The organism is Deinococcus sp. HSC-46F16 (assembly GCF_024171495.1).
In the GTDB taxonomy this organism is placed as follows: Bacteria; Deinococcota; Deinococci; order Deinococcales; family Deinococcaceae; genus Deinococcus.
In genome coordinates this window covers 98,390-118,651 of sequence record NZ_JALJZW010000007.1, presented here as the reverse complement: position 1 = coordinate 118,651, position 20,262 = coordinate 98,390, and the positions used below count along the sequence as shown (strand labels likewise).

Sequence of the window (20,262 nt, the reverse complement as noted above, 5' to 3'; positions counted from 1 at the left end):
GGAGGTGATGAAAATAGCGAAAGAACACAAGGTCAACGAGCAGATTCGCGTCCGTCAGATTCGTCTGATCGGTGCGGAGGGCGAGCAGGTGGGGATCATTGACACGCGCGACGCGATGGCGATGGCGCGCGAAAAGGGCCTTGACCTCGTGATGGTCAGCCCACAAGCCGTGCCGCCCGTCTGCCGCCTGCTCGACTATGGCCGCTTCCGCTACGAGCAGCAGCAAAACGAGAAGGAAAACCGCAAGCGTGCCCGCGCACAGGAAGTCAAGGCGATCAAGTTCCGCGTCAAGATTGACGACCACGACTTCAACACCAAGGCCGGACACGTCCGCCGCTTCCTCGAAGACGGCCACAAGGTCAAGGTCACCATCATGTTCCGTGGCCGCGAGCGCACCCACCCCGAACTCGGGGAGCGCATCCTGCACCGCGTCGCCGACACGCTGGCCGACGTGGGTACCCCCGAGGGCATGCCCTCCATGATGGGCATGGACATGAACATGATCATGGCCCCCAAGGCGGCTCCCAAGGCCAAGCCCAGCGAGGGCCGCGCCGAGGACACGCAGGCCGCCGAAACTCCGACCCCCGCCGGAGAAGCTGCGGCCAGTCCGGCCCCAAGCGCGTAACCTTTTTCGTGTTTCCAGCGGCCTACCTTCCGGGGTGGGCCGCTGTCTTCTCCGGACCGGAAACGGCACTCCGGACCCTTGAACGGGACGCGCGTGGTGGGCTTGAGGGCCGGTCCACCTTCTCCCCCCCTCAAACGGGCTAGGCTACCCCCATGATCAAGATGTACACGACGAGCTGGTGTCCCGACTGCGTGGCGGCCAAGCGGGCGCTGACCCAGAAGGGCCTCGCCTACGAGGAGATCAACATCGAGCAGGACGAGGGGGCGGCCGAGTACGTCATGAGCGTCAACGGCGGCAAGCGCAGCGTGCCCACGCTCGTCAGCGGCGACGTGGCCCACAGCCTCAGCGGCTTCCGCCCGCAGAAGCTCGACGCCTTCCTGGCCGAAGCCGGGCTGTAACAACAGCACTGAAGCAGGCGCAGTCTCCATGTGGGGCTGCGTCTGCCCCTTTGAGTCCAGTGTGAGCGATCAGAATTCTTGGCCTGGCTGTGCAGTGGCCGGTGCCAGTTTGCGCCCTCACACCCTTCAACTAAAGTTTATGCTCTTCTCACCCGATTGTAACTTGAGACTGGTTCGGGATAAGGAGAGCGCATGAACGACTATCTCAACGTGCTTCGCAACCACTACGCCGATTTCCGGGGCCGGGCAAGACGGCGCGAGTACTGGATGTTCACCCTGGTCAACGCCATCATTGCCTTTGTCTTGGGAGTGATAGATGGGGTGATGGGGTTGAATCTGGGCGATGGGAGCCAGCCGGTGGGTCTTCTCGGTTTGATCTACAGCCTGGTTGTGCTGGTGCCGGGTCTGGCAGTCTCGGTTCGCCGCCTTCACGATACAGGCCGGAGCGGCTGGTGGCTGCTGATTGGTCTGATTCCATTTGTCGGGGCCATCGTCCTGCTGATCTTTACCGTGTCGGACAGTCAGCCTGGTCCTAACCGCTGGGGACCCAACCCCAAGGGCCAGGGGGCGAACGCCGCAGTCGACTGGTAAGAGGGGACACTTCGTGGCGTGCGGTTGCTCCCGGCCCACCCCGCCCGCTATCCTGCCTCCATGAGCCTCCTCGCCCATCACTCCGGTCTGGTGATAGGGGCAGGAGCGTCCCGGCGACAGCCGATGCCCGGTCAGGTCACGCGAACTCCCTGCGCCTGAAAGCCCCTCAGCGGCTCTCAGGCGTTCTGCTGGATTTGCGGCCAGACCGGGTCTTTTCTTGCCTGTTGCCAGGCTTATTTCAAGGAGTTTCCATGCACGTCACCCTCCCCGACGGAAAACAACTCGACCTGCCCCAGGGGGCAACGGCCCTCGACGCCGCCCGCGCCATCGGCCCCCGCCTCGCGCAGGACGCGCTGGCCGCGACCGCCAATGGCGACCTCGTGGACCTGATGTCCCCGCTGCCCGACGGCGCGAGCATCACCCTGATCACCAAGAAGAATCCAGGCGAGGCCGCCCCCCTCTTCCGGCACTCGCTGGGCCACGTGATGAGCCAGGCGGTGGGCGAGTTCTACAAGGCGAAAGGCTATGGCCCGCAAGACATCAAGCGCGGGGTCGGCCCCGCCATCGAGAACGGCTGGTATCAGGACTTCGACCTGCCCGAACCGCTGCGCGAGGAAGACCTGCCGGAAATCGAGCGCCTCATGCGCGACATCCTCTCGCGCGGGCTGGACTTCTCCCGCCGCGAGGTGGGCAAGGACGAGGCCCTCGCGCAGTTCCCCCACGACCCCTACAAGGCAGAACTCATCCGCGAACTCCCCGACGACGAGGCGATCACCCTCTACCAGCAGGGCGACTACGTGGACCTCTGCCGGGGGCCGCACTTCCCGAATACAGGCAGGCTCCCCGCCGCCTTCAAGCTGATGTCTACCAGCGGCGCGTATTGGCGCGGCAACGAGAAGAACCCGATCCTCCAGCGCGTCTACGGGGTCGCCTTCGCCACGCAAAAAGAGCTGGACGAGTACCTCGAGCGGCTGGAGGAGGCCAAGCGGCGTGACCACCGCAAACTGGGCCGCGAACTCGAACTCTTTACCATCGACCCGATGGTGGGCAAGGGCCTGCCGCTGTGGTTGCCCAACGGCACCGTGCTGCGCGACGAGCTGAGCCGCTTCCTGCGCGAGCAGCAGTTCCAGCGGGACTATCAGGGGGTCGTGACGCCGAACATCGGCAACCTCGACCTGTTCCGCACCTCGGGGCACTACCCCTACTACGCGGACAGCCAGTTCGAGCCCATCACCGTGGACGACGAGCAGTACATGCTCAAGCCGATGAACTGCCCCTTCCACGTGCGAATCTACGCCAGCAAGCCCCGCTCCTACCGCGACCTCCCGGTGCGGCTGGCCGAGTTCGGCACGGTGTACCGCTACGAGATGAGCGGCGAACTCAACGGCCTGACCCGCGTGCGCGGCTTTACCCAGGACGACGCGCACATCTTCGCCCGGCCGGACCAGCTCAAGAAGGAATTTCTCGACGTGCTCGACCTCACGGTGCTCGTCCTGAAGACCTTCGGCATGGAGGACGTGCGTTTCCGGGTGGGCGTGCGCGATCCCGAGTCCGACAAGTACGTGGGCGACCCCGCCCAGTGGGACCGGGCCGAGGCGCAGATCATGGAGGCGGTGGAGGAAGTCGGCCTGCCCTACACGGTCGAGCCCGGCGACGCCGCCTTCTACGGCCCCAAGCTCGACTTCGTGGTCAAGGACGTGTTGGGCCGCGAGTGGCAGCTCGGCACGATTCAGGTGGACTACAACCTGCCCGAACGCTTCGACATCTCCTACACGGGGGAAGACGGCCAGGACCACCGCCCGGTGATGATCCACCGCGCCCCCTTCGGCAGCCTGGAGCGGTTCGTGGGCATTCTGATCGAGCACTACGGGGGCGACTTCCCGCTGTGGCTCGCGCCCCGGCAGGTCATGATCATCCCCATCGCCGACCGCCACATTCCCTACGCCGAGACGCTGGCGAACGAGTTCAAGGCCGCCGGAATGCGGGCCGAGGTCGACGACTCCGCCAACCGCATGAACGCCAAGGTCCGCACGGCCGAACTCTCCAAGATTCCCGTGATGCTGATCGTCGGCGATCAGGAGGAGGCGCGGCGCGAGGTCAGCGTGCGAGAGCGGACCCCGGAAGGCCATAAGGAGCGCAAGGGTGTGGACTTCGCGGCCCTGCTCGCCGAGTTGCAGGAGCGGGTGCGGACGCGGGCATAAGGATAAGGAACAGACAGGGGAGAGGGGCCGGTGGGCGTGACCGGCCCCTCTCCTGTTGGTCAGCGGTTCGCCGCTTCCTCTGCCAGCACCGCCTTCAGCAGGTCGGGCCGGTCGGTGATGATCCCGTCCACCCCCATCCGGATCAGGCGGCGCATCTCGGCGGGGTCGTTGATTGTCCAGACCTGCACCGCCACGCCCCGCGCGTGCATGGCCCGGACAAAGCCCGGCGTGACCACCGTGAGGCCCCCCGCCTTCACCGGCACCTGCGCGACCCGGCCCGGCAGCGACGCGAGGCTCGCCAGACCCACCTTGCCCAGCAGCACGGGCAGGCGCAACTCGCGCTCGGTCATGCTCGTCATCACCTCGGGGCAGGCGGCCCGGAATTCGTTCAAGGCCCGGTCACTGAAGCTCGCGGCGATCACCCGCCCGGTCGCCCCCGCGTCCCGCAGCGCCTTGCAAAAGGGCTGGGCGATGCTGGGCGACTCCTGCTTCAGCTCGATGATCATCGGCAGGTTCGGGAACTCGGTCAGCACCTCCGAGAGCAGGGCCACCTGCACCCCCTGCCCCCGATAGGGGAAGGTCTGGCCCCCGTCGGGCGAGAAGGCGTACCCCGCGTCCGCCGCCCGCACCTCCGCCAACGTGAGGTCGGCGATCCGGCCCCGCGTATTCGTCAGGCGGTCGAGCGCCGCGTCGTGCGAGAGCACCAGCACCCCGTCGTGGGTGGCGTGCATGTCCATTTCCAGCAGGTCCACGCCCAGTTCGGCGGCGTGCCGGTAGGCGGACAGCGTGTTGCTGGGGCGCAGGAGTTCGCCGCCCTGGTGGGCGATGTTGAGGGTCCGGCCCTGCACATAGGGGTTGGCGGGTGGGGTGCTGGGAGCGCAGCCGACGAGGAGCGCGGCGAGCAGACCGGCGGGGAGCAATTTGGGCATGGCGCCTCCCACTGTAGCCTGCGCCGCACTGCGCTTTACAGCCTCGGGGGGCCGTGCTAACATTCCTTCCGCTGGGAGAGGAGTGCCCTCCAGCCCCGCCCCAAGGCGCTGTAGCCAAGTGGTAAGGCAGAGGTCTGCAAAACCTCCACCACCGGTTCGAGTCCGGTCAGCGCCTCCAAGTTTTACCCCGCAGTCCTGACTGCACGCAGAACCGTAGCTCAGGGGTAGAGCACTACCTTGACACGGTAGGGGTCAGGGGTTCAAATCCCCTCGGTTCTACCAAGACACCCGCTCCCAGAGCGGGTTTTCTCTTTTCATCCACAGCAGCAACACCTCCCTTGCAGCAATGGGTGCAGCAACGCGCCTCAGTTCAGCAGCGGATCGGCTTGGTGCGCGTCCCTGTTCACGAGCTGGGTCAGGGTCAGCGCCGCCTTCTCGCGCTGTTCCTCGAAGACGTGCCCATACACGTCCATCGTGATGCTGGCCCGGCTGTGCCCCATGCGGTCCGCGATGGCCTTGGGGTCGAGGCCCTGATAGATCGCCAACGACGCGTAGGTGTGGCGGATGTCGTGAATCCGGATGCGGCGCACCTCCGCGCGGTCCAGTAGCGCATACCAGTCGCGCAGCAGGTTGCGGGGGTGGTACACGGTCCCCAGTGTGGTCGGGAACACCAGGCCGTGTTCCTCCCAGTCCTCGGCCGCGGCGTCGCGCTCCTGGTGCTGCCGGGCGCGGTGCACGCGCAGCGCTTCGAGCGTGTCGGGGGGCAGAGGAATCCGACGGCGACTTGCCTCGGTCTTCGGGGTGGTGATGGTGGCCCGGTTGCCGACCAGTACGCAGTTGTGCCGCACCGTGATGACGCCGCGCTGAATGTCGGTCCAGTGCAGGCCGCACAGCTCGCCCCGGCGCATCCCGGTGGTGAGGGCGAGATAGACCAGGCCGTAGAGTCGGTCGTCCGTGATGGCCGCGATGAGCCGCTGGACCTCGCTGGGTTCCCACACCTTCAGGTCCCGCTTGGACGGCTTGACCCGCTTCACCGCGTCCACCGGGTTGCGGTAGATCAGGCCGAGCTGGAGGGCGTGCCGCAGAGCGGTCCCCAGCAGCGTCACGGCCCCCGCGACGGTGGTGGGGGAGAGGAAGGGCATCGGCTCGGGCGGAGGGGCGCCGGGCTTGGGCTTGCGTTTGCTCTTGGGCGGCTGGCGACGGGTACTCAGCAGGGTCGTCTGCCACTGCTGCACGTCGAGCGGCGTGAGCTTCTGGAGGTGCTTCAGGCTCAGGTGCGGCCCCACGTACAGCTTGATGAGGTCCTCGCGCTTTTGCTGCGTGCTGGGCTTGAGTTCGCTCGCCGTATCACGCAGCCACACGTCCAGAAACTCCCCAACCGTCATGCGGCTGGGGTCCACCAGGGCGTTCTCTTCCTTGAGCCGCTGGAGGTGGCGCAGCTTGTCGCGCACTTCCTTTTGGGTCTTGCCGCTGACGTACTTGCGCTTAATCTTGCCGAGGCCATCAATCTGGACGGTGATGGCCGCCCGCCATGTGCCGTCGGCGGTCTGGTAGATGGAGCCTTCGCCGTTGCTGCGCTTTTTTGCCATCTCATCTCCCCTTGAAGGCAAAAGTGAATGCCACCCCAGGCGAGCCGGGGCGGCATGAGGTTGGTAGAGCGATTAACGGACGGAGGTCAGCTTCTTGGTAGACAAGGCTTCGCGGTCCTTCATGACGGAGCGTGCGATATCCATCGCGGCCTCCCGAATGCCTGTTGAGCAGGCCAGTGCATCCCGTCTCGGTTCGATCAGAACCCTGCCTGTCGCTGTAGTGACGACCGCCGATCCTACGGTCTTGCTCTTCATGGGCACCTCCAAGGGGTTTAGAGCTGTCTGGAGTGTACTGGAGCAGCATGACGTACGCCTTAACGGTCGGAGGGCTCCGTGCGCTGGGTCTGAAACAAGCGGGGATCACTCAGGCACAGAGACAGAGAGGCCAAAACTGGCTGACAGTACGCATTCCAGATTTCCCACACACGGTCATAGGAGCCGAAGGCGTCAGCTTCCGGGCTGTCGATATTGACGACCGCGATCGGCTCTCCCGTCCTCCCCTTCACGGGCAGGTTGATCACAGATAGGTAGCCGTGGTCGCCGGGGTTGCCCTCCCGCCGAACATCCGGGGTATAGACGATCTTGTTCTCCTTGAACGCCACTGAGGCGCCCCACTGGTCATTCGAGAGGTCCAAGGGGCGAGGCAGATTGTTGCTGCGTCCCCGACCACCCGGCTCAATCCGCACCAGCCACAGCCGGGAGCAATCGGCATTCGGCACGGTCAGGTTTGCTGAAAACGTGCCCCTGTGCTCGTCATAGAACCCGTCGAAGATCGCCAGAAGACACTTGAGATAAGAGTCGACGGCCTCGGCCCCAACTCGGCCTCGCGGGTTGGCCTGCATGATCTCCCGCAACTGCCGATGCGTATGCTCTACACCATCCTCGTGCATCCTCGCTGCACCCTTCCAGTGCTCGAAGACCCGCTCTGCGGCCTCTATGGCGGCTTCCGAGGCAGCGTGAGTGGCTTCAGCCTTAGCCTCTGCCAAAGCGTCTTCCAGTCGCTTCTTCTGGGCTTTCTCTCGAAGATCGAGGCCCGTTTTGACCAGCTTGGTAAACGCGGTGTACAGGGCAACTACCAGAGCGGTAATGACCACCCACAGGCTCTGCGACGGGATGCCACGATATGCGGCATACACGGCGACACCTGCGAGAACCAGCCCGACCAGATCGCCAGAGGCAATGAAGTTGTTGGTCCAGCGCCTGCGCCTTGGCCCGTCTTGGGTGAAGTCCAGCAAAGAGGACCACAGACCTTTTTGAGTACGCGTCATCTCATCTGCCTCGGGCATGGCCAGCTTCCCTTCAGTTCAGCTCGCGCTTTGGCCGTGCCGCTTCGAGGTCGGCCACAAGCTCCCGCATCAGATGATCCAGACGCTTCGTTCGGGGATCGGTCACCCGCTCACCTGTGTCCAAGTTCACCCGCTCCGTCACCAGGAACGCGAAGTGAGCTCGCGCGATCCGGTCCCCAATGCCTTCCATCTGGACGCGGGTGGGTCGCCCCGGCAGGTAGACGAAGTCCCACTCGTCCTTGGCGCGAGGCCGACTCGAATCGGTATAGGCCGAGTGGTAGGTCGGTTCACCTTCGATGCCCTCTTCGGCCTGCCAGGCGCGAATCAGAGCATCTGTCTTCTCTCTGTTAGTCCCGACTAGGTCGGAGCGGGCCTTGAGCAGCCAGGCTTCGCCCTCATCCGGACGCTCGTTATGGAATTGCAGGGGATGGCGTTGCATCAGATCCGCCTGATCTGGAAGGGGCGCAGGTACACGGCATAGACGCACCCGCGCGGGATGTACTCCGCGCGGGCCGTCACAGGGGGGATGTTGTCGTTGAGGCTCAGGAGTGCGGGCTTACCCCGGTCCACCCCACGGAGTTTCACCACATAGCCGTTGGGCGTCTCGAAGATGCACGGCCGGGTCTGGTTGTAAGCATCGTAGGGGTTCACCAGCACGATGTCCCCGTGCTCGATCAAGCCCGTCATGCTGTGACCGATCACCTGATAGGCCTGCGCACCGGGGTAGTACTGGGTGCCCTTCAGCATGATTTCGAAGCTGCTGTCCACCTCGAAGTCGTCGGTGTCGACGGGCGCGAGAGGAGCACTGGCTTGCGCAACGCCGTAAAGCGCGAGGGTGCGGCTGTCTCTAACATAACTGCGAGGTAAGAAAAGGCTGGCAGGCATTCGCATGGCTCCTTGGTCAGTTGAGAAGCGATTTGTCGTCACGGATACCGACCACGCGGTATACGCGGCCGAGCACCTGGACGTCGTCAGTGGCAGGAATGAAGTTCAAGGCGTAGGCCGGATTGTCAGCGGTCCACGCCGGGCCGGTCGGGAGCTGGGAATAACGACGGACGTGAACGCGGCCTTTGTGGACGATCACGTACACGCCTTTCTCTGGCGTGGTTTTGTCGGTGTCGAAGTAAATGGACTCGCCATCGCGGATGCGCGGCTCCATCTCGTTACCTTCCATCACCGTCTGCCGCCAGTTGGCCGGATGTTTGCCCTGGTTCGGCGTCAGGTTCAACCCCTCCGGCTTCGCGTTGGGATGGGCGAGCTGCTGGAGGATATAGACCGGCGTCGGCTCAGCGGTGGCGAGTCGCTCGGCACGGGGGGCGCCGAGATCGATTCCTGTTTGTTCCTGCATGTCAGCTAGGCTCCACTCAAGAGCGTCAGCGAGGGCCATCAGTTTATGGTGGGTCAGGGTAGGCAGAGGGCGTGCGCCGCGCTCTACCTCTGAGTAGTACGACTGAGACATGCCCGCTTTCTCTGCCAACAGTTCCTGAGAGAGCTGGAGCTGCGTGCGGCGCATCTCAATAGCAATCGCCCATGTCGGCTTTTTCGGGGGGGTGGGTCGTCGCGTCGTCATTGTCACTGCCGTTACCATGATGGTGGTACTACGCACATGGTAGGCATCCGGTTCCCACTACCCAAACGTCATAACGCTCAGTTGGCTTGACTCCTACTATTATCATGGTAGTCTAGCGGCATGACGCAGAACCCGTTTGGGACTTGGCTGGCGGAGGCTCGTGCGGAAAAGGAGTGGTCGCAGGAGCAACTGGCTACTGAGACTAAGGGCGAAGTCAGCGTCAAGACGATTTCGGCCATCGAGCAGGGACGGATTCAGGACCCGCGGCTGTCTACGGTCGAAAGCCTCTGCCGTGCTCTCGGCCGCTCTTTTTTTGCCGAGGCTCAGCGTTATAACGCTGAAACTCTGGAGGCCAGCGCATGACCCTTGCCTACACCTACGAGGAGGCGGCCCAGCAACTCCGCTGCGACAAGAAGCTCATCCGCGAACTCGTCGCCAGCGGGGAGCTGGTCGCCTTCACCGTCAGCAGCCACCGGGACGCCCGGAGCGTCCGCATCAGCCGCGCCGAACTGGAGCGCTTCATCGCCACCCGTGAGGAGGCGCAGCGCACCCGGTTCGGCGATCTGACCCTCGGCAATACGGCGCGAAACAGCGCCTGAGCAAACACCAACCCCCTCCGGTCATCGCTGCTGGAACAGCTCTCGGAGGGGGGAAGGAGACAGAGACATGGTACACGACGCGGCCCCCATCACCCTCACCACCGCCGACGGGCGCATCTGGGAACAGGTGCCCGGCCCCGCACACGCCAGCATCCCCGGCGTTTTGCGGCTGGATTTCCGGAGCGGTCACCGCAAGGCCACGCTGTTCAAGCCCGCGACCTCCTGCGTGGCGCGGCTGGGCACCCCCAGCGGCAAGCGCCTGGTCATCGTCAGCATCACCCTCCCCGGCGCGGCCGTGACCCCGAGCGGGAACGTCGAGGTGGCCGCGTGACCGTCGAGCTGAGCGGCTGGGAACTGGTGTGCATCTCGGTGGTGTTCCTGGCCGTCGTGATCGCCGCTTTCCTGGGCGGGATGAGCATCGGCATGGACACGCCCGAGGGCTGCGATCTGTGTAGGCAGTCGGGCTGCACCGGCGCGTGTCGGAAGGGGGGCTACCGCTGATGCACTGCGCCCCCCACCTCACCGAAGCCGATGTGCTGGCTGCCCTCTCGCACCGTGACCAGCCCGTGACGGCCGACGCCCTGGCACGGGCGATGGGGCGCAACCCCTACACCGTCCGCTCTGTCCTGACACGCCTCGCGCGGGCCGGGCTGGCCGAGCAGGTGCCGGTGCCCGGACGCGACGGCTCGGTGACCCGCCTGGAATACCGGAGGGCCGCCTGATGCGGGCCTACCTCCGCTCGCAGTTCGGCCTCGGCCCCCTGGGGCTGCTGCTGGCCCTGCCGCTGGTGCTGATCGCGCTGGTGCTGGGGCAAGACGCCCTGCGCCACGCCATGACCGCCGACCCGCTGCGCCTCCTGATCGTCCTGCCGGAAGTCGGCGGGGCGTGGGCGGCGCTCTTTCTCACCCGGCGCCTTCAGGACGCCGTGGCCGCCGAGGTGACCGCATGACCGCCATTGAACACGTCCGTTCCGACCCCATGCCCCTCGCCATGCCGTCCCAAGGGCTGAGCCGGGACCAGATCGACCTCGTGAAGCGCACCATCGCCAAAGGCGCGACCGACGACGAGCTGAGCCTCTTCGTGCAGCAGTGCAACCGCACCGGCCTGGACCCCTTCGCCCGGCAGATTTACGCCATCAAGCGCTGGGACAACAAAGAGCGCCGCGAGGTCATGGGCGTGCAGGTCAGCATTGACGGACTGCGGCTGATCGCCGAGCGCAGCGGCAAGTATGCCGGGCAGGTGGGGCCGCTGTGGTGCGCCAAGGATGGCGTGTGGCGTGAGGTGTGGCTGGAAAGCACTCCGCCCGCCGCCGCGAAGGTGGGCGTGCTGCGCTCGGATTTCCGCGAGCCGCTGTGGGCGGTGGCGCGGTGGGACAGCTACGTACAGACGAACAAGGACGGGAAGCCCGGCCCGATGTGGTCGAAGATGCCCGACCTGATGCTGGCGAAGGTGGCCGAGGCGCTGGCCCTGCGCAAGGCGTTCCCGCAGGACATGAGCGGGCTCTACACCTCCGAGGAGATGGCCCAGGCGGACAACGCGGCTCCGGCGCCCACCGCTCCCCAGGCCCGCCGCGCCGACGTGACCCGCGAGGTGGCCCAGGCGGCGGGCGTGCAGCCCCAGACGACCGAGACCGACGCCGTGAGCGCCCGGATGCACCACTACAGTCCCAAGCTCGCCGCCCGCCGGGAAGCGCTGAAGAAGTACGGCGTGACCGGCGAGCAGGTAGACGCCCGCCTGACCGAACTCGCCCCCTGGCGCGAGAGCGACGAGAATGCCGAGGCCGCCATGCGGAACCTCGAGGACTGGGGCGCGGCCCTCAAGGCCCAGCGCGAGCAGGCCGCTCAGCAGCCCCAGGAAGCAGCCCCCGTGCAGACCGCCGAGGCGGAAGTGCTCGCCAGCAGCGCCCAGCGTCAGGCCCTCGCACAGTGCGCTGCCCGCACCGGGGCGACCACCAGTGACGACCGGGCGGTGCTGTGGGGCTACCTGACCAGCAGCGACCGGCCCGTGGGCACCAAGGACCTCACCGACGAGCAGGCCCAGGGCCTCCTCGACATGTTCAGCGGCTGGGACAACCACGAGGCCGCTGCCGTCTTCGTCGAAGCCCAGAAGAAGATTCTGCCCTTCTGACCTGCCCGCCCGCTCCGCCGGGGCGGGCCTTCCCCTTCCGTCCCCCCGCCACCGAGGTTCCAGATGAAACAGACCCAGCACTACCCCGTCCGCGCCCACCGCACCGAGACCAAGTACAACCCCAAAGACGACCTGATCAGCCTGCTCGATGTCCAGGTGCCCGCCGAGGCGCTGGAGTTCCTGCGTGCTGCCCACGAGGCCCAGGGCAGCAAGGACGTGACCTTCACCGTGCAGGTCACGGACCGCGAGGACGGCGAGTTCCGGAAGCTGGCCTTCACCTCCAAGGGCAGCAAGATGAAGGACTTCGTGCCGGTCGCCTCGCTGGAGAAGTGGCACAACTCGCACGACAACCTCACCGAGCTGTTCGACCACGTCACCTACGAACTGGCCCTGATCGTGCAGGTGCGCGAGATGCAGGACGGCCCCGGCCTCTTCGAGGAACCTCAGCCCGAGCCAGTGGCGGCGGGCGTGCTGAACGCGCCGAAGGAAGTGCTCGCGCTGCCCGCGCCGGAGGTCGTGGAAGCCGAGTTTCAGGACTGGGAGACCACGGCCCGTGAGTTGCTGGCCGTCTGTGGTCCCGAGGTGCTGGCGGACCTGCTGGCGGCCCTGAACCTGCCTGCGCTGCCCGCAGCGGCGACCGACGTGGAGCAGGAGGAGGCACGCAGGAGGCTGCTCCCGGTCCTGCACGTCCTGAACGGGACGGACCTGCTGAAGCAGGTGCAGGACCGAGTCAAGGTGGTTACCACGTTCCTGGCCCGCTGCTCGATGGCGCAGCTCTCGGCCTTGCTGGAGGAGGCGGGGTACGACGCCAGCTCCTGGGATGACCCCAAGAGCACCGACGAGGAAGACGCCGCCGAGTGGCGACAGCTCATCGCGCGGCACTGGGATGAGCTTCAAGGCACTGAGGCGCTGGCGGACGTGTGGGCACAGGTGACGGGAGGCGAGGGCCATGCGCCCGCCGCGGACTGAGGCGGGGGGGCTGCGGCCCCCTCCCTCTCACATCCCGCCGGAGTTCACGCCCGACCTGCGGGTGTTCTGGATTGACCAACTGCGCGGACTGACCGATCACCACCGGGCGGTGATGCTGACGGCCCTCGCCAACCGTTACGGCGAAGCCGCGGCGGCCGAGGTCCGGCAGGCGGTGCCCGCATGACGGCCGCCAAGACCATCAAGTTCCCGGCGCCCACGGTGCCCCAGGAACAGCAGCCCGCCAAGCCCGCGTCGTTCACGCGCCTGGACAACGCCACCGACCTCGAAGTGCTCGCGGACCTGCCCAACGCGCTGCTCAAGCCCGCGCTGTGTCTGCTCAAGCACCGCCACATGCGCCCGGTCCACTGGGGCGAGGTGGCGACCTTCAGCCGCCGGGGAGCCACCCAGACCCGTGAGGCGCTGAGCCGCCTCGCCGACCTGGGGCTGGCCGCCCAGCAGGGGGACCTGTGGAGTTGGGCCGACTCGCCCGCCGCCCGGAAACCCGTTCGGGAATCCGCTCGGAAACCCGTTCGGAAATCCGAATTTTCGACCCTCGCCGAGGCCGTCCAGCACGGCGAATCTCCGACCCCTAAAGAAGGAACAGAAGGAAAGAAGAAAGAAGACACCACCAACACCTACGTCTCTGACCTGTATGGCGCGGCCACGCCGGGGACGGGTGTTGTTGCTGGGGGGAGCATCGCAGAGACGGCACCGCAAGCGCCTAACGGCGCGGCCCCTGGCGGGGCCAGGGCTGAGACGCCTTCCCCTTCACAGGAACAAACCGCTCACCAGCACGAGGAAACCGAAGACGTGACTGACTCTGAAACTGTTCCGCCCGCCGCCGCGCCGCTTGGCTACCGCGCCGCTCAGGACGCGCTCAGCAACGCCGGAGCCTGGGACGTGTGGGCGAACTGGCTGCGCGGCAATCCGGCCCTCAGCCGCAACCGCGCCGCCCAGGATGCGCAGATCGCCCAGTTCGCCGAGTGGGTGCGCGGGGGCCTCATCGAGGAACTGCGCCAGCACGCCCGCGAGATCGTCGTGGCGGGCAGTTTCGCGCACCCGTACCTCGCCCTGGAAGCCCGCATGGACCGCGCGAAGGTCGTGCAGGACGCGAAACAGCAGAACGTCGACGAGACCCGCCGCGCGTTCGGCGAGCCGACCTGCACCCCCGGCGAGCGCCGCCGCGCTCCGGATGGGCAGACCTGGACGGTGGAGGAGGTCGCCTACGGCCTGGTGATCTTCGAGGAGGCCGCCGCGCCGCTGGACGTGCCCGACGCTGTAGTTGCGGAGTGGGCGGTGGTGTCGTGACCGGCAGCCGCAAGACGTTCCGGGTGGCGCTGCCGCACAACGGCCCGGTGTTCTGGGTACGGGCCGAGAACGAGCGCATCGCCGCCGATCAGGTCGCGCACATCCTGGCCGGGCGCTTCCACTACGCCCGCCCCAATCCGAAGCGCGAGGGCGAGTGGCACGTCGAGAAGCATGAGCGGGGCGAGAACTGGGGCACCCGGCACCGCTTCCTGATGACCGAGGTGCAGCCCAAGGCCAAGGCGGGTGAGGGGCAGTGACCACCGACCTGCCCCCCCGCGTCCCGCCCCACAGCACCGAGGCCGAGGTCAGCGTGCTGGGCAGCCTGCTGCTGGACAACGACGCCTTCCTGGCCGACGCCGTGGCCGAGCTGACACCCGGCATGTTCTACCGGGAGGCGCACCGCAAGGCCTTCGCCGCGATGCAGGCCCTGCGCGACTCCGGCGAGCCGGTGGACCTCACCACCCTGACCACCGAACTCGCGCGGGTCGGCCACCTCGACGACGTGGGCGGCGTGACCTACCTGATCGGCCTGGGCGACCAGACGCCCACCGCCGCCTACGCCGAGCACTACGCCCGGATCGTGCAGGAGAAGTGGACCCTGCGGCAGATTATCGCCGAATCCGGGCAGCTCATGCGGGCCGCCTACGAGCAGCAAATCCCGCTCGAAGACCTGCTGACCCAGGCCGGGCAGATCGGCAGCAGCTTGGACGTGCAGGCGAACAAGGGGGCCTTCAGCATCGCCGACGTGGTGGGCGAAGTCGCCCGCGACGTGGCGAGCGGCACCGGCGAGCGCCCCCTCTCCACCGGCTTCTCCGACCTCGACGACCAGCTCAGCGGCGGGCTGTACCCGGCCACCCTCAACGTGCTGGCGGCCCGGCCCTCGATGGGGAAGAGCGCCCTGGCGCTGAACGTCGCCGAGAACGTGGCGGGGCAACTGGCGACCTCCGGCGCGGACGGGCAGGTCGCGGTGATCTCGCTGGAGATGCGCCGTCACCAGCTCGTTGTGCGCCTGCTCTCCGCCGCCTCACGCATCCCGGCGGGCACGGTGCAGGCGGCCATGTACGGGCGGCAGGGCCTCACGCCCGGCCAGAAGTTGCGCTTCGATCAGGCGGCCGGGCGGCTGGGGGGCCTCCCCATGACCTTCCTCGACGACGCGGCGCACGACAGCAGCCTGAAGGCGCTGCCCGCCAAGCTGCGGCGGCTGCACAAGGAAGCCCCGCTGCGCCTGGTCGTCATCGACTACCTGCAACTGATGACCGCCGGGGGCGAAAACCGCGTGCAGGAGGTCAGCACCATCAGCCGCACCCTCAAGCAGCTCGCCCGCGAGTTCGGCTGCCCCTTCCTGGTGCTCTCGCAGCTCTCCCGCGCGGTCGAGCAGCGGCCCAACCACCGGCCCATGCTCTCCGACCTGCGCGAATCGGGCGCTGTGGAACAGGACGCCGACACCGTCATGTTCATCTACCGCGACGAGTACTACGACAAGGAGACGACCGAGCGGGGCATCGCCGAGATCATCGTGGGCAAGCAGCGCGAGGGCGCGGTGGGCACGGTGCGCCTCCAGTTCATGGGCGACTACGTGCGGTTTGGGAACCTTTCACGAGGCCCGGAGTGCGGATGAGGCAAGCCGATATAGACGGTTTCCGGGGCCTTCAGGTGGGCGTCCTGTCATTGCGGCGGAACTGGTGGGGGGTCTCCACACAGCATGAAGCCATCCGGTTGCACATGGCATCCAGGCCCCGGCAAGGAAGGTCGGGTGCCCGAGCACGCACTCAAAAGCAAAGCCAAAAGGGCCAGCGGCAGCAAACGCTTCATGGCTGCATCGTAGGGGTCCCGCAAGGATCGCGGCGCACAAAGTTGCGTGGTTGGGTGGTCGGGCGGGGGATGACTCACCTGATTGAGGTGGCTGCGTGACCGGCCAGCAGCTCGAAGTCCGCGCCCCCACCCTGGAACAGCGGATGGCCGCCTGGGGCGAGTCCTACCGCGCCTCCCAGCGCAGCCTGAGCGACCGCGCCCGCGAAGCCTACGCCCTCTACCTGCGCTGGACCGCCGCCGGTCACTCGGGCGACTTCAGCACCACCCTGGCCAAGCACGCGGGCCTCTCGCGCACGACCGCGTGGCGTGCGTGGAGAGCCGGGTACGCCCTGCACCTCGGCAGCACCGCCACCACCGATCAGGGCGACCTCGTGGACGCGGCCCGCGCCCTCGACAACGGCGCCACGCTCGCCGAGGTCAACACCGCCCTCCAGCAGCACACCATCCGTGACCTGGCCCAGCAGCTCGACACGGGCAGCGTGGGCCGCCGCATGACCGCCGATGCTGCCCAGCTTCGCCAGCAGGTACAGCAGCGCCTCGGCGCCCTGGGCCTGGAACACCTGCCCCCCGCCGAGCGCGACGAGCTGGTGTTCCGGGCCTTCCTGACGGTTTCAGATGAAACGCTCGCCGGGATCGTGCAGGCGTACCGGAAGACGACGGAAGGGAGCGAGGCGTGAAGCAGTGCCGCTGCTGCGGGTTTCATGATGGTCGCCACTGGAACAGGTGCCAGCACTGGCGGCCTCCCGCTAAGTACCGCTGGCTCACTGAGGGTCAGACCTACCGCTACAGCGCCGCAATCGGTAAGGGCGACGATACCCGGCGCGGCACCACCTGCACTGTGGTGACCGTCCCGCGTGCTGGGGCGAAGCCCGCCAACGTGTTGGTGCGCTGGTTGGACGGTCACACGGCCATCGTGCCCAGCGGCGTGCTGCGCAAGGTGGCCCTGTGACCCGCCGCGCTCCCCGAGTCAGCAAGCAGGACGGCGAGCCCCTTGAATCCACCATCCAGGCCCAGATCGTGCAGGCTCTCAAGGGCCAGGGCTTCACGGTCTGGGAACTGTTCAAGGGCAGCAGCCGGGGCGGGCAGGTCTGGGCCACCAAGGGCATCCCCGACCTGTACGTCTTCGCCGGGGGCCGCGCCGTCTGGCTGGAGGTCAAGCGGCCCAAGACCGGCAAGCTCAGCGCCGCCCAACACGAGCGCCACCAGGAGCTGACCGTCTGCGGCCTCCCCGTCCACGTCGTCACCAGCCGGGAAGAAGCCCTCGCCGCCCTGGGCGTCCGGGTGGGTTATGCCCCGTGACCATCACTCCCCCTACCGCCACGTCCGCAAGCGCCTGTGGCAGCGCTACCGGGTCCGCATCACCGAGCACGAGTACGCCCGCCTCTGCCACGCCCTTGCCACCGGCCGCCACCCCTGCCGCCTCGTCCTCGGCTGGGCCGACGAGACCCGCGTGCTGATCGAGCTGCGCTACGCCCGCCGCCCCATCCTCGCCGTCTGGGACCAACGCGCCCGCGTCATCGTCACGGCTCTGCCCCTCACCGCCTACCACCGCCGTCAGATCGCGGTCGGCCCCCTCGCCTAGCCTGCGCCCCCGGAGGTTTCCCCCGTGTCCTACAAGCCCAAGGACCCCCACAACCAGCCCGCCGCCCGCGCCGCGCGGGCTTTTCTGCGGGGCAACCCCGGCAAGACCTTCACCAGCCCCGACGCTGCCATCCGCGCCGGGGTGCCGGAAGAAGAATGGCTCGCCATGCTCGAAGGCGAGAACGTCCGCTTCTGGACCCGCAACGGTCGCCGCGCCCGCCGGAGCAGCACGCGTCACCCCGTCCGGGTGTCAGAGGAGGCGGCAGATTGACCTTGGTGAAGAAGCGCGACTTGTTCCAAAGTGGAATTGACCCCGAAGGCCGCAAAGGTGCCCGCGTGACCGCCCAGGACATCGCGGCCCTGGAGCGCCGCGCCGCCGAGTTGCCCCGCGTCCCCGGTGTGGGCCGCGCCCGCGTCGTCGCCCTCTCCCGCGCCGCCTACGCCCTGCGCCTCGACTTCCTGCGCCACGGGCTGACCGGCGACTTCACCACCTGGCTCAGCGAGAAAAGCGGCCTCGCCCGTACCACCTGCTACCGCTACTGGAAGGCGGGCCGGGCACTGGCCGCCGGGAGCAAGCCCACCCGCAATCAGTCCGGCCTGCTGGCCGAGCAGCGCGAGCGCGAGACCACCCCCGTCCCTGACCTCGACTGGGATGACGACGAATGACCCGCCGCGCCGCCCTCCCCGTCCGCGTGCAGCGCTTCCGCGAGCAGCAGCGCCGCCCCGGCCGCCCCACCGAACTCACGCCCGAGGTCAGCTTCATGATCTGCGAGCTGGTCCGGCTGGGCTGCACTTACGAGGTGGCAGCGGTGGCGGCCGGGGTTGCTGGCAGCACCTTCCGCAGTTGGAAACAGCGCGGGCGCGAGGAACCCGGCAGCATCTACGCCGATTTTCTGGCGGACCTCGAAGAAGCTGAAGCCCAGGGCGAGGTCACGCACCTCCACACCATCAGCAAGGCGGGGCCGGACGGGGCGAAGTGGATCCTCGCGGCCCGCCACCCCGAACGCTACGGGCAGTCCACCAAGGTCAACGTCCTCGTGCGGCAGGAACTCGACACTGCCCTCGACGCCCTGGAAGCCGAGCTGAGTCCGGAGGAGTTTGAGAAGGTCCTCGCCGCCCTCGCCAAGCACGCGGGGGGCTGACCGTGCCCCGACGACACGCGCGGGCCTCGGTGTTCGCGGTGGCAGCCGAACGTGCCCAGGCCCGCGGCGTCAACCTCAGCGAGGTCACCGAACGGACCCAGCGGGAAACGCGCTCCGCCCGATCAGGCGACTTCGCCGCCGCTGCCGCCGAAGCTTTCGTCCCGCACCCCGGCCCCCAGCAGCAGTTCTTCGACGACCGCACCACCTTCGAGGTTCTGTACGGCGGCGCGGCCGGGGGTGGCAAGTCCCACGCGCTGATGGGCCTCGCGCTGACCCGGTCGGCCATCCCAGGGCACGAAGCCGTGCTCTTCCGCAAGACCTACAAGCAGATTGAGGGCGCGGACGGCCTGCTCTCCAAGGCGCTCGCCATGTACCTGCCCATCGGCATGAAGTACCGCGCCGACGAGTACAAGTTCACGGCCCCCACCGGGGCGAACGTCGTGCTGCGCCACCTCGCCGACCGCACCGCCTACCTCGACTACCAGGGGCAGGCCTTCCAGTTCGCGGGCTTCGACGAGCTGACCCAGTACACCGAAGAGGAATACCTCTACCTGATCTCCCGCCTCCGCAGCACCATCCCCGGCGTGGTGCCGATCATGCGGGCCAGCGCCAACCCCGGCGGCCCCGGTCACGAGTGGGTGCTGAAACGCTGGGCCGCCTGGCTGGACCCGAAGCACCCCAACCCCGCCCTGCCCGGTGAGGTCCGCTGGTACCTGCGCGGCGCGGACGGTGTGGAGCAGGAAGTGCCGGAGGGCACGCCCCTCGCCCGCTCGCGCAGCTTCATCCCTGCCCGCCTCAGCGACAACCCCAGCCTCACCCACGACGACGAGTACCTCGCCAACCTCAACAGCCTGCCCGAGCTGGAGCGCCTGCGCCTGCTGAACGGCGACTGGACGGCCACGCTGGGCGAGGGCATGTACTTCAAGCGGTCCATGTTCCGGGTGCTCACCGCCGCCATGTACGCGGAGCAGCTCGCCGCCGACCCCATCGTCACCCGCGTGCGGATGTGGGACCGGGCCGCAACCGAACCCGGCGAGGGGAACACGGACCCCGACTGGACGACGGGCACCCTGATCGGCAAGACCCGCTCCGGCCGCCTGATCGTCGAAGAGGTCATCCGCTTCCGGAAGGGGCCGCACTTCGTCGAGCACAAGATCAAGCAGACCTGCGCCGCCGACGTGATCCGCTATGGCACCGACCCCCGCAAGGGCGGCGTGATCACCGTGCTGACCCAGGACCCCGGACAGGCCGGGAAGTACGAGCGCATGAGCTACGCCCGGCAACTCGGCGGCCATGACGTGCGCTGGCTGCTGGAGCGGACCATCGGGGACAAGGAAACCCGCGCCCGGCCTGCCGCGGCTGAGGCCCAGTCTGGGAAGATCGACGTGGTGGAAGCGGAGTGGAACCGCGAGTGGTTCACCGAGTTGGAGGCGTTCCCGCTGGGCACCCACGACGACCAGGTGGACGGGCTGAGCATCGGCGTCATCTGCCTGAACGACAAGATGCCTGCGCGGAGCACGGGGTGGGTGGCGTAG

General features: G+C 67.4%; 31 protein-coding genes and 2 tRNA genes. 26 read left to right on the top strand and 7 right to left on the bottom strand.

The genetic code is table 11. The annotated features are described in order from the left end of the window. The first annotated feature begins 4 nt into the window (after positions 1 to 4). The 4 genes from infC to thrS all read left to right on the top strand — a co-directional run bounded on the left by infC (position 5) and on the right by thrS (position 3,815). Positions 5 to 625 (top strand): translation initiation factor IF-3, encoded by a 621-nt coding sequence (infC, locus tag L1280_RS14045; protein WP_253582915.1) that lies wholly within the window; start codon positions 5 to 7, stop codon positions 623 to 625. 152 nt (positions 626 to 777) lie between these two features. After that, entirely contained in the window at positions 778 to 1,023 is a 246-nt protein-coding gene (locus L1280_RS14040) for a glutaredoxin domain-containing protein (RefSeq protein WP_253582914.1), read from the top strand. 192 nt (positions 1,024 to 1,215) lie between these two features. Then, positions 1,216 to 1,614: a DUF805 domain-containing protein gene (locus tag L1280_RS14035; protein ID WP_253582913.1), complete on the top strand. Its 399-nt coding sequence runs from the start codon at positions 1,216 to 1,218 to the stop codon at positions 1,612 to 1,614. A 251-nt stretch (positions 1,615 to 1,865) separates the two neighbouring features. After that, on the top strand, positions 1,866 to 3,815 hold the full coding sequence (thrS, locus tag L1280_RS14030; protein WP_253582912.1) for a threonine--tRNA ligase: 1,950 nt from the start codon (positions 1,866 to 1,868) through the stop codon (positions 3,813 to 3,815). Positions 3,816 to 3,874: 59 nt separating this feature from the next. Here the strand turns inward: thrS and L1280_RS14025 are convergent, their stop codons facing one another. Then, positions 3,875 to 4,744 carry a glycerophosphodiester phosphodiesterase gene (locus L1280_RS14025; protein WP_253582911.1) on the bottom strand — a complete coding sequence of 290 codons (870 nt, stop codon included), beginning with the start codon at positions 4,742 to 4,744 and terminating at the stop codon, positions 3,875 to 3,877. Between the two features lie 104 nt (positions 4,745 to 4,848). On the opposite strand from L1280_RS14025, the gene L1280_RS14020 reads away from it, so the two are divergent. Then, a tRNA-Cys gene (locus L1280_RS14020) sits at positions 4,849 to 4,922 on the top strand. A 29-nt stretch (positions 4,923 to 4,951) separates the two neighbouring features. Continuing rightward, a tRNA-Val gene (locus L1280_RS14015) sits at positions 4,952 to 5,026 on the top strand. Positions 5,027 to 5,109: 83 nt separating this feature from the next. Here the strand turns inward: L1280_RS14015 and L1280_RS14010 are convergent. The 6 genes from L1280_RS14010 to L1280_RS13985 all read right to left on the bottom strand — a co-directional run bounded on the left by L1280_RS14010 (position 5,110) and on the right by L1280_RS13985 (position 9,132). After that, the gene (locus L1280_RS14010; RefSeq protein ID WP_253582910.1) at positions 5,110 to 6,333 is read right to left on the bottom strand and encodes a site-specific integrase; all 1,224 of its coding nucleotides are present in this window, start codon (positions 6,331 to 6,333) and stop codon (positions 5,110 to 5,112) included. A gap of 72 nt (positions 6,334 to 6,405) precedes the next feature. After that, positions 6,406 to 6,588 carry a hypothetical protein gene (locus tag L1280_RS14005; RefSeq protein ID WP_253582909.1) on the bottom strand — a complete coding sequence of 61 codons (183 nt, stop codon included), beginning with the start codon at positions 6,586 to 6,588 and terminating at the stop codon, positions 6,406 to 6,408. 59 nt (positions 6,589 to 6,647) lie between these two features. Beyond that, positions 6,648 to 7,619, bottom strand: a complete 972-nt coding sequence (locus L1280_RS14000; RefSeq protein ID WP_253582908.1) for a hypothetical protein — start codon at positions 7,617 to 7,619, stop codon at positions 6,648 to 6,650. A 13-nt stretch (positions 7,620 to 7,632) separates the two neighbouring features. Beyond that, positions 7,633 to 8,058, bottom strand: a complete 426-nt coding sequence (locus tag L1280_RS13995; protein ID WP_253582907.1) for a hypothetical protein — start codon at positions 8,056 to 8,058, stop codon at positions 7,633 to 7,635. Then, a complete protein-coding gene (locus tag L1280_RS13990; RefSeq protein ID WP_253582906.1) occupies positions 8,058 to 8,366 on the bottom strand; it encodes a S24 family peptidase in 309 nt (102 codons plus the stop codon). Before L1280_RS13990 ends, L1280_RS13995 begins: the two co-directional genes overlap by 1 nt. Positions 8,367 to 8,520: 154 nt before the next feature. Next, positions 8,521 to 9,132: a helix-turn-helix domain-containing protein gene (locus L1280_RS13985; protein WP_256488364.1), complete on the bottom strand. Its 612-nt coding sequence runs from the start codon at positions 9,130 to 9,132 to the stop codon at positions 8,521 to 8,523. Between the two features lie 177 nt (positions 9,133 to 9,309). On the opposite strand from L1280_RS13985, the gene L1280_RS13980 reads away from it, so the two are divergent. The 20 genes from L1280_RS13980 to terL all read left to right on the top strand — a co-directional run bounded on the left by L1280_RS13980 (position 9,310) and on the right by terL (position 20,262). Next, positions 9,310 to 9,552 (top strand): helix-turn-helix transcriptional regulator, encoded by a 243-nt coding sequence (locus tag L1280_RS13980; RefSeq protein ID WP_253582904.1) that lies wholly within the window; start codon positions 9,310 to 9,312, stop codon positions 9,550 to 9,552. Continuing rightward, positions 9,549 to 9,788 carry a helix-turn-helix domain-containing protein gene (locus L1280_RS13975; RefSeq protein ID WP_253582903.1) on the top strand — a complete coding sequence of 80 codons (240 nt, stop codon included), beginning with the start codon at positions 9,549 to 9,551 and terminating at the stop codon, positions 9,786 to 9,788. The genes L1280_RS13980 and L1280_RS13975 overlap by 4 nt, the downstream gene beginning before the upstream one ends. Before the next feature lie 67 nt (positions 9,789 to 9,855). Then, the gene (locus tag L1280_RS13970) at positions 9,856 to 10,119 is read left to right on the top strand and encodes a hypothetical protein (RefSeq protein ID WP_253582902.1); all 264 of its coding nucleotides are present in this window, start codon (positions 9,856 to 9,858) and stop codon (positions 10,117 to 10,119) included. Next, complete coding sequence (locus L1280_RS13965; RefSeq protein WP_253582901.1) at positions 10,116 to 10,289, top strand: hypothetical protein; 174 nt, start codon at positions 10,116 to 10,118, stop codon at positions 10,287 to 10,289. The genes L1280_RS13970 and L1280_RS13965 overlap by 4 nt, the downstream gene beginning before the upstream one ends. Beyond that, a complete protein-coding gene (locus tag L1280_RS13960; RefSeq protein ID WP_253582900.1) occupies positions 10,289 to 10,510 on the top strand; it encodes a MarR family transcriptional regulator in 222 nt (73 codons plus the stop codon). The genes L1280_RS13965 and L1280_RS13960 overlap by 1 nt, the downstream gene beginning before the upstream one ends. Continuing rightward, positions 10,510 to 10,737, top strand: a complete 228-nt coding sequence (locus L1280_RS13955; protein ID WP_253582899.1) for a hypothetical protein — start codon at positions 10,510 to 10,512, stop codon at positions 10,735 to 10,737. Before L1280_RS13960 ends, L1280_RS13955 begins: the two co-directional genes overlap by 1 nt. Further along, positions 10,734 to 11,915 (top strand): phage recombination protein Bet, encoded by a 1,182-nt coding sequence (gene bet / locus L1280_RS13950; protein ID WP_253582898.1) that lies wholly within the window; start codon positions 10,734 to 10,736, stop codon positions 11,913 to 11,915. Before L1280_RS13955 ends, bet begins: the two co-directional genes overlap by 4 nt. Positions 11,916 to 11,978: 63 nt before the next feature. Continuing rightward, a complete protein-coding gene (locus L1280_RS13945; protein ID WP_253582897.1) occupies positions 11,979 to 12,884 on the top strand; it encodes a hypothetical protein in 906 nt (301 codons plus the stop codon). After that, the gene (locus L1280_RS13940) at positions 12,865 to 13,068 is read left to right on the top strand and encodes a hypothetical protein (RefSeq protein WP_253582896.1); all 204 of its coding nucleotides are present in this window, start codon (positions 12,865 to 12,867) and stop codon (positions 13,066 to 13,068) included. The genes L1280_RS13945 and L1280_RS13940 overlap by 20 nt, the downstream gene beginning before the upstream one ends. Beyond that, positions 13,065 to 14,192, top strand: coding sequence for a hypothetical protein (locus L1280_RS13935; protein ID WP_253582895.1), 1,128 nt, complete (start codon positions 13,065 to 13,067; stop codon positions 14,190 to 14,192). The genes L1280_RS13940 and L1280_RS13935 overlap by 4 nt, the downstream gene beginning before the upstream one ends. Beyond that, positions 14,189 to 14,449 (top strand): hypothetical protein, encoded by a 261-nt coding sequence (locus tag L1280_RS13930; protein ID WP_253582894.1) that lies wholly within the window; start codon positions 14,189 to 14,191, stop codon positions 14,447 to 14,449. The genes L1280_RS13935 and L1280_RS13930 overlap by 4 nt, the downstream gene beginning before the upstream one ends. Next, entirely contained in the window at positions 14,446 to 15,810 is a 1,365-nt protein-coding gene (dnaB, locus tag L1280_RS13925; protein WP_253582893.1) for a replicative DNA helicase, read from the top strand. Before L1280_RS13930 ends, dnaB begins: the two co-directional genes overlap by 4 nt. Before the next feature lie 289 nt (positions 15,811 to 16,099). Then, positions 16,100 to 16,681, top strand: coding sequence for a hypothetical protein (locus L1280_RS13920; RefSeq protein ID WP_253582892.1), 582 nt, complete (start codon positions 16,100 to 16,102; stop codon positions 16,679 to 16,681). Further along, a complete protein-coding gene (locus L1280_RS13915) occupies positions 16,678 to 16,953 on the top strand; it encodes a hypothetical protein (protein WP_253582891.1) in 276 nt (91 codons plus the stop codon). The genes L1280_RS13920 and L1280_RS13915 overlap by 4 nt, the downstream gene beginning before the upstream one ends. Next, entirely contained in the window at positions 16,950 to 17,303 is a 354-nt protein-coding gene (locus tag L1280_RS13910; RefSeq protein ID WP_253582890.1) for a VRR-NUC domain-containing protein, read from the top strand. Before L1280_RS13915 ends, L1280_RS13910 begins: the two co-directional genes overlap by 4 nt. Continuing rightward, entirely contained in the window at positions 17,293 to 17,586 is a 294-nt protein-coding gene (locus L1280_RS13905; RefSeq protein ID WP_253582889.1) for a hypothetical protein, read from the top strand. Before L1280_RS13910 ends, L1280_RS13905 begins: the two co-directional genes overlap by 11 nt. Before the next feature lie 24 nt (positions 17,587 to 17,610). After that, the gene (locus L1280_RS13900) at positions 17,611 to 17,856 is read left to right on the top strand and encodes a hypothetical protein (protein ID WP_253582888.1); all 246 of its coding nucleotides are present in this window, start codon (positions 17,611 to 17,613) and stop codon (positions 17,854 to 17,856) included. Next, the gene (locus L1280_RS13895) at positions 17,853 to 18,251 is read left to right on the top strand and encodes a hypothetical protein (protein ID WP_253582887.1); all 399 of its coding nucleotides are present in this window, start codon (positions 17,853 to 17,855) and stop codon (positions 18,249 to 18,251) included. Before L1280_RS13900 ends, L1280_RS13895 begins: the two co-directional genes overlap by 4 nt. Further along, positions 18,248 to 18,727, top strand: a complete 480-nt coding sequence (locus tag L1280_RS13890; protein WP_253582886.1) for a hypothetical protein — start codon at positions 18,248 to 18,250, stop codon at positions 18,725 to 18,727. Before L1280_RS13895 ends, L1280_RS13890 begins: the two co-directional genes overlap by 4 nt. Positions 18,728 to 18,729: 2 nt before the next feature. Further along, entirely contained in the window at positions 18,730 to 20,262 is a 1,533-nt protein-coding gene (gene terL, locus L1280_RS13885) for a phage terminase large subunit (protein ID WP_253582885.1), read from the top strand.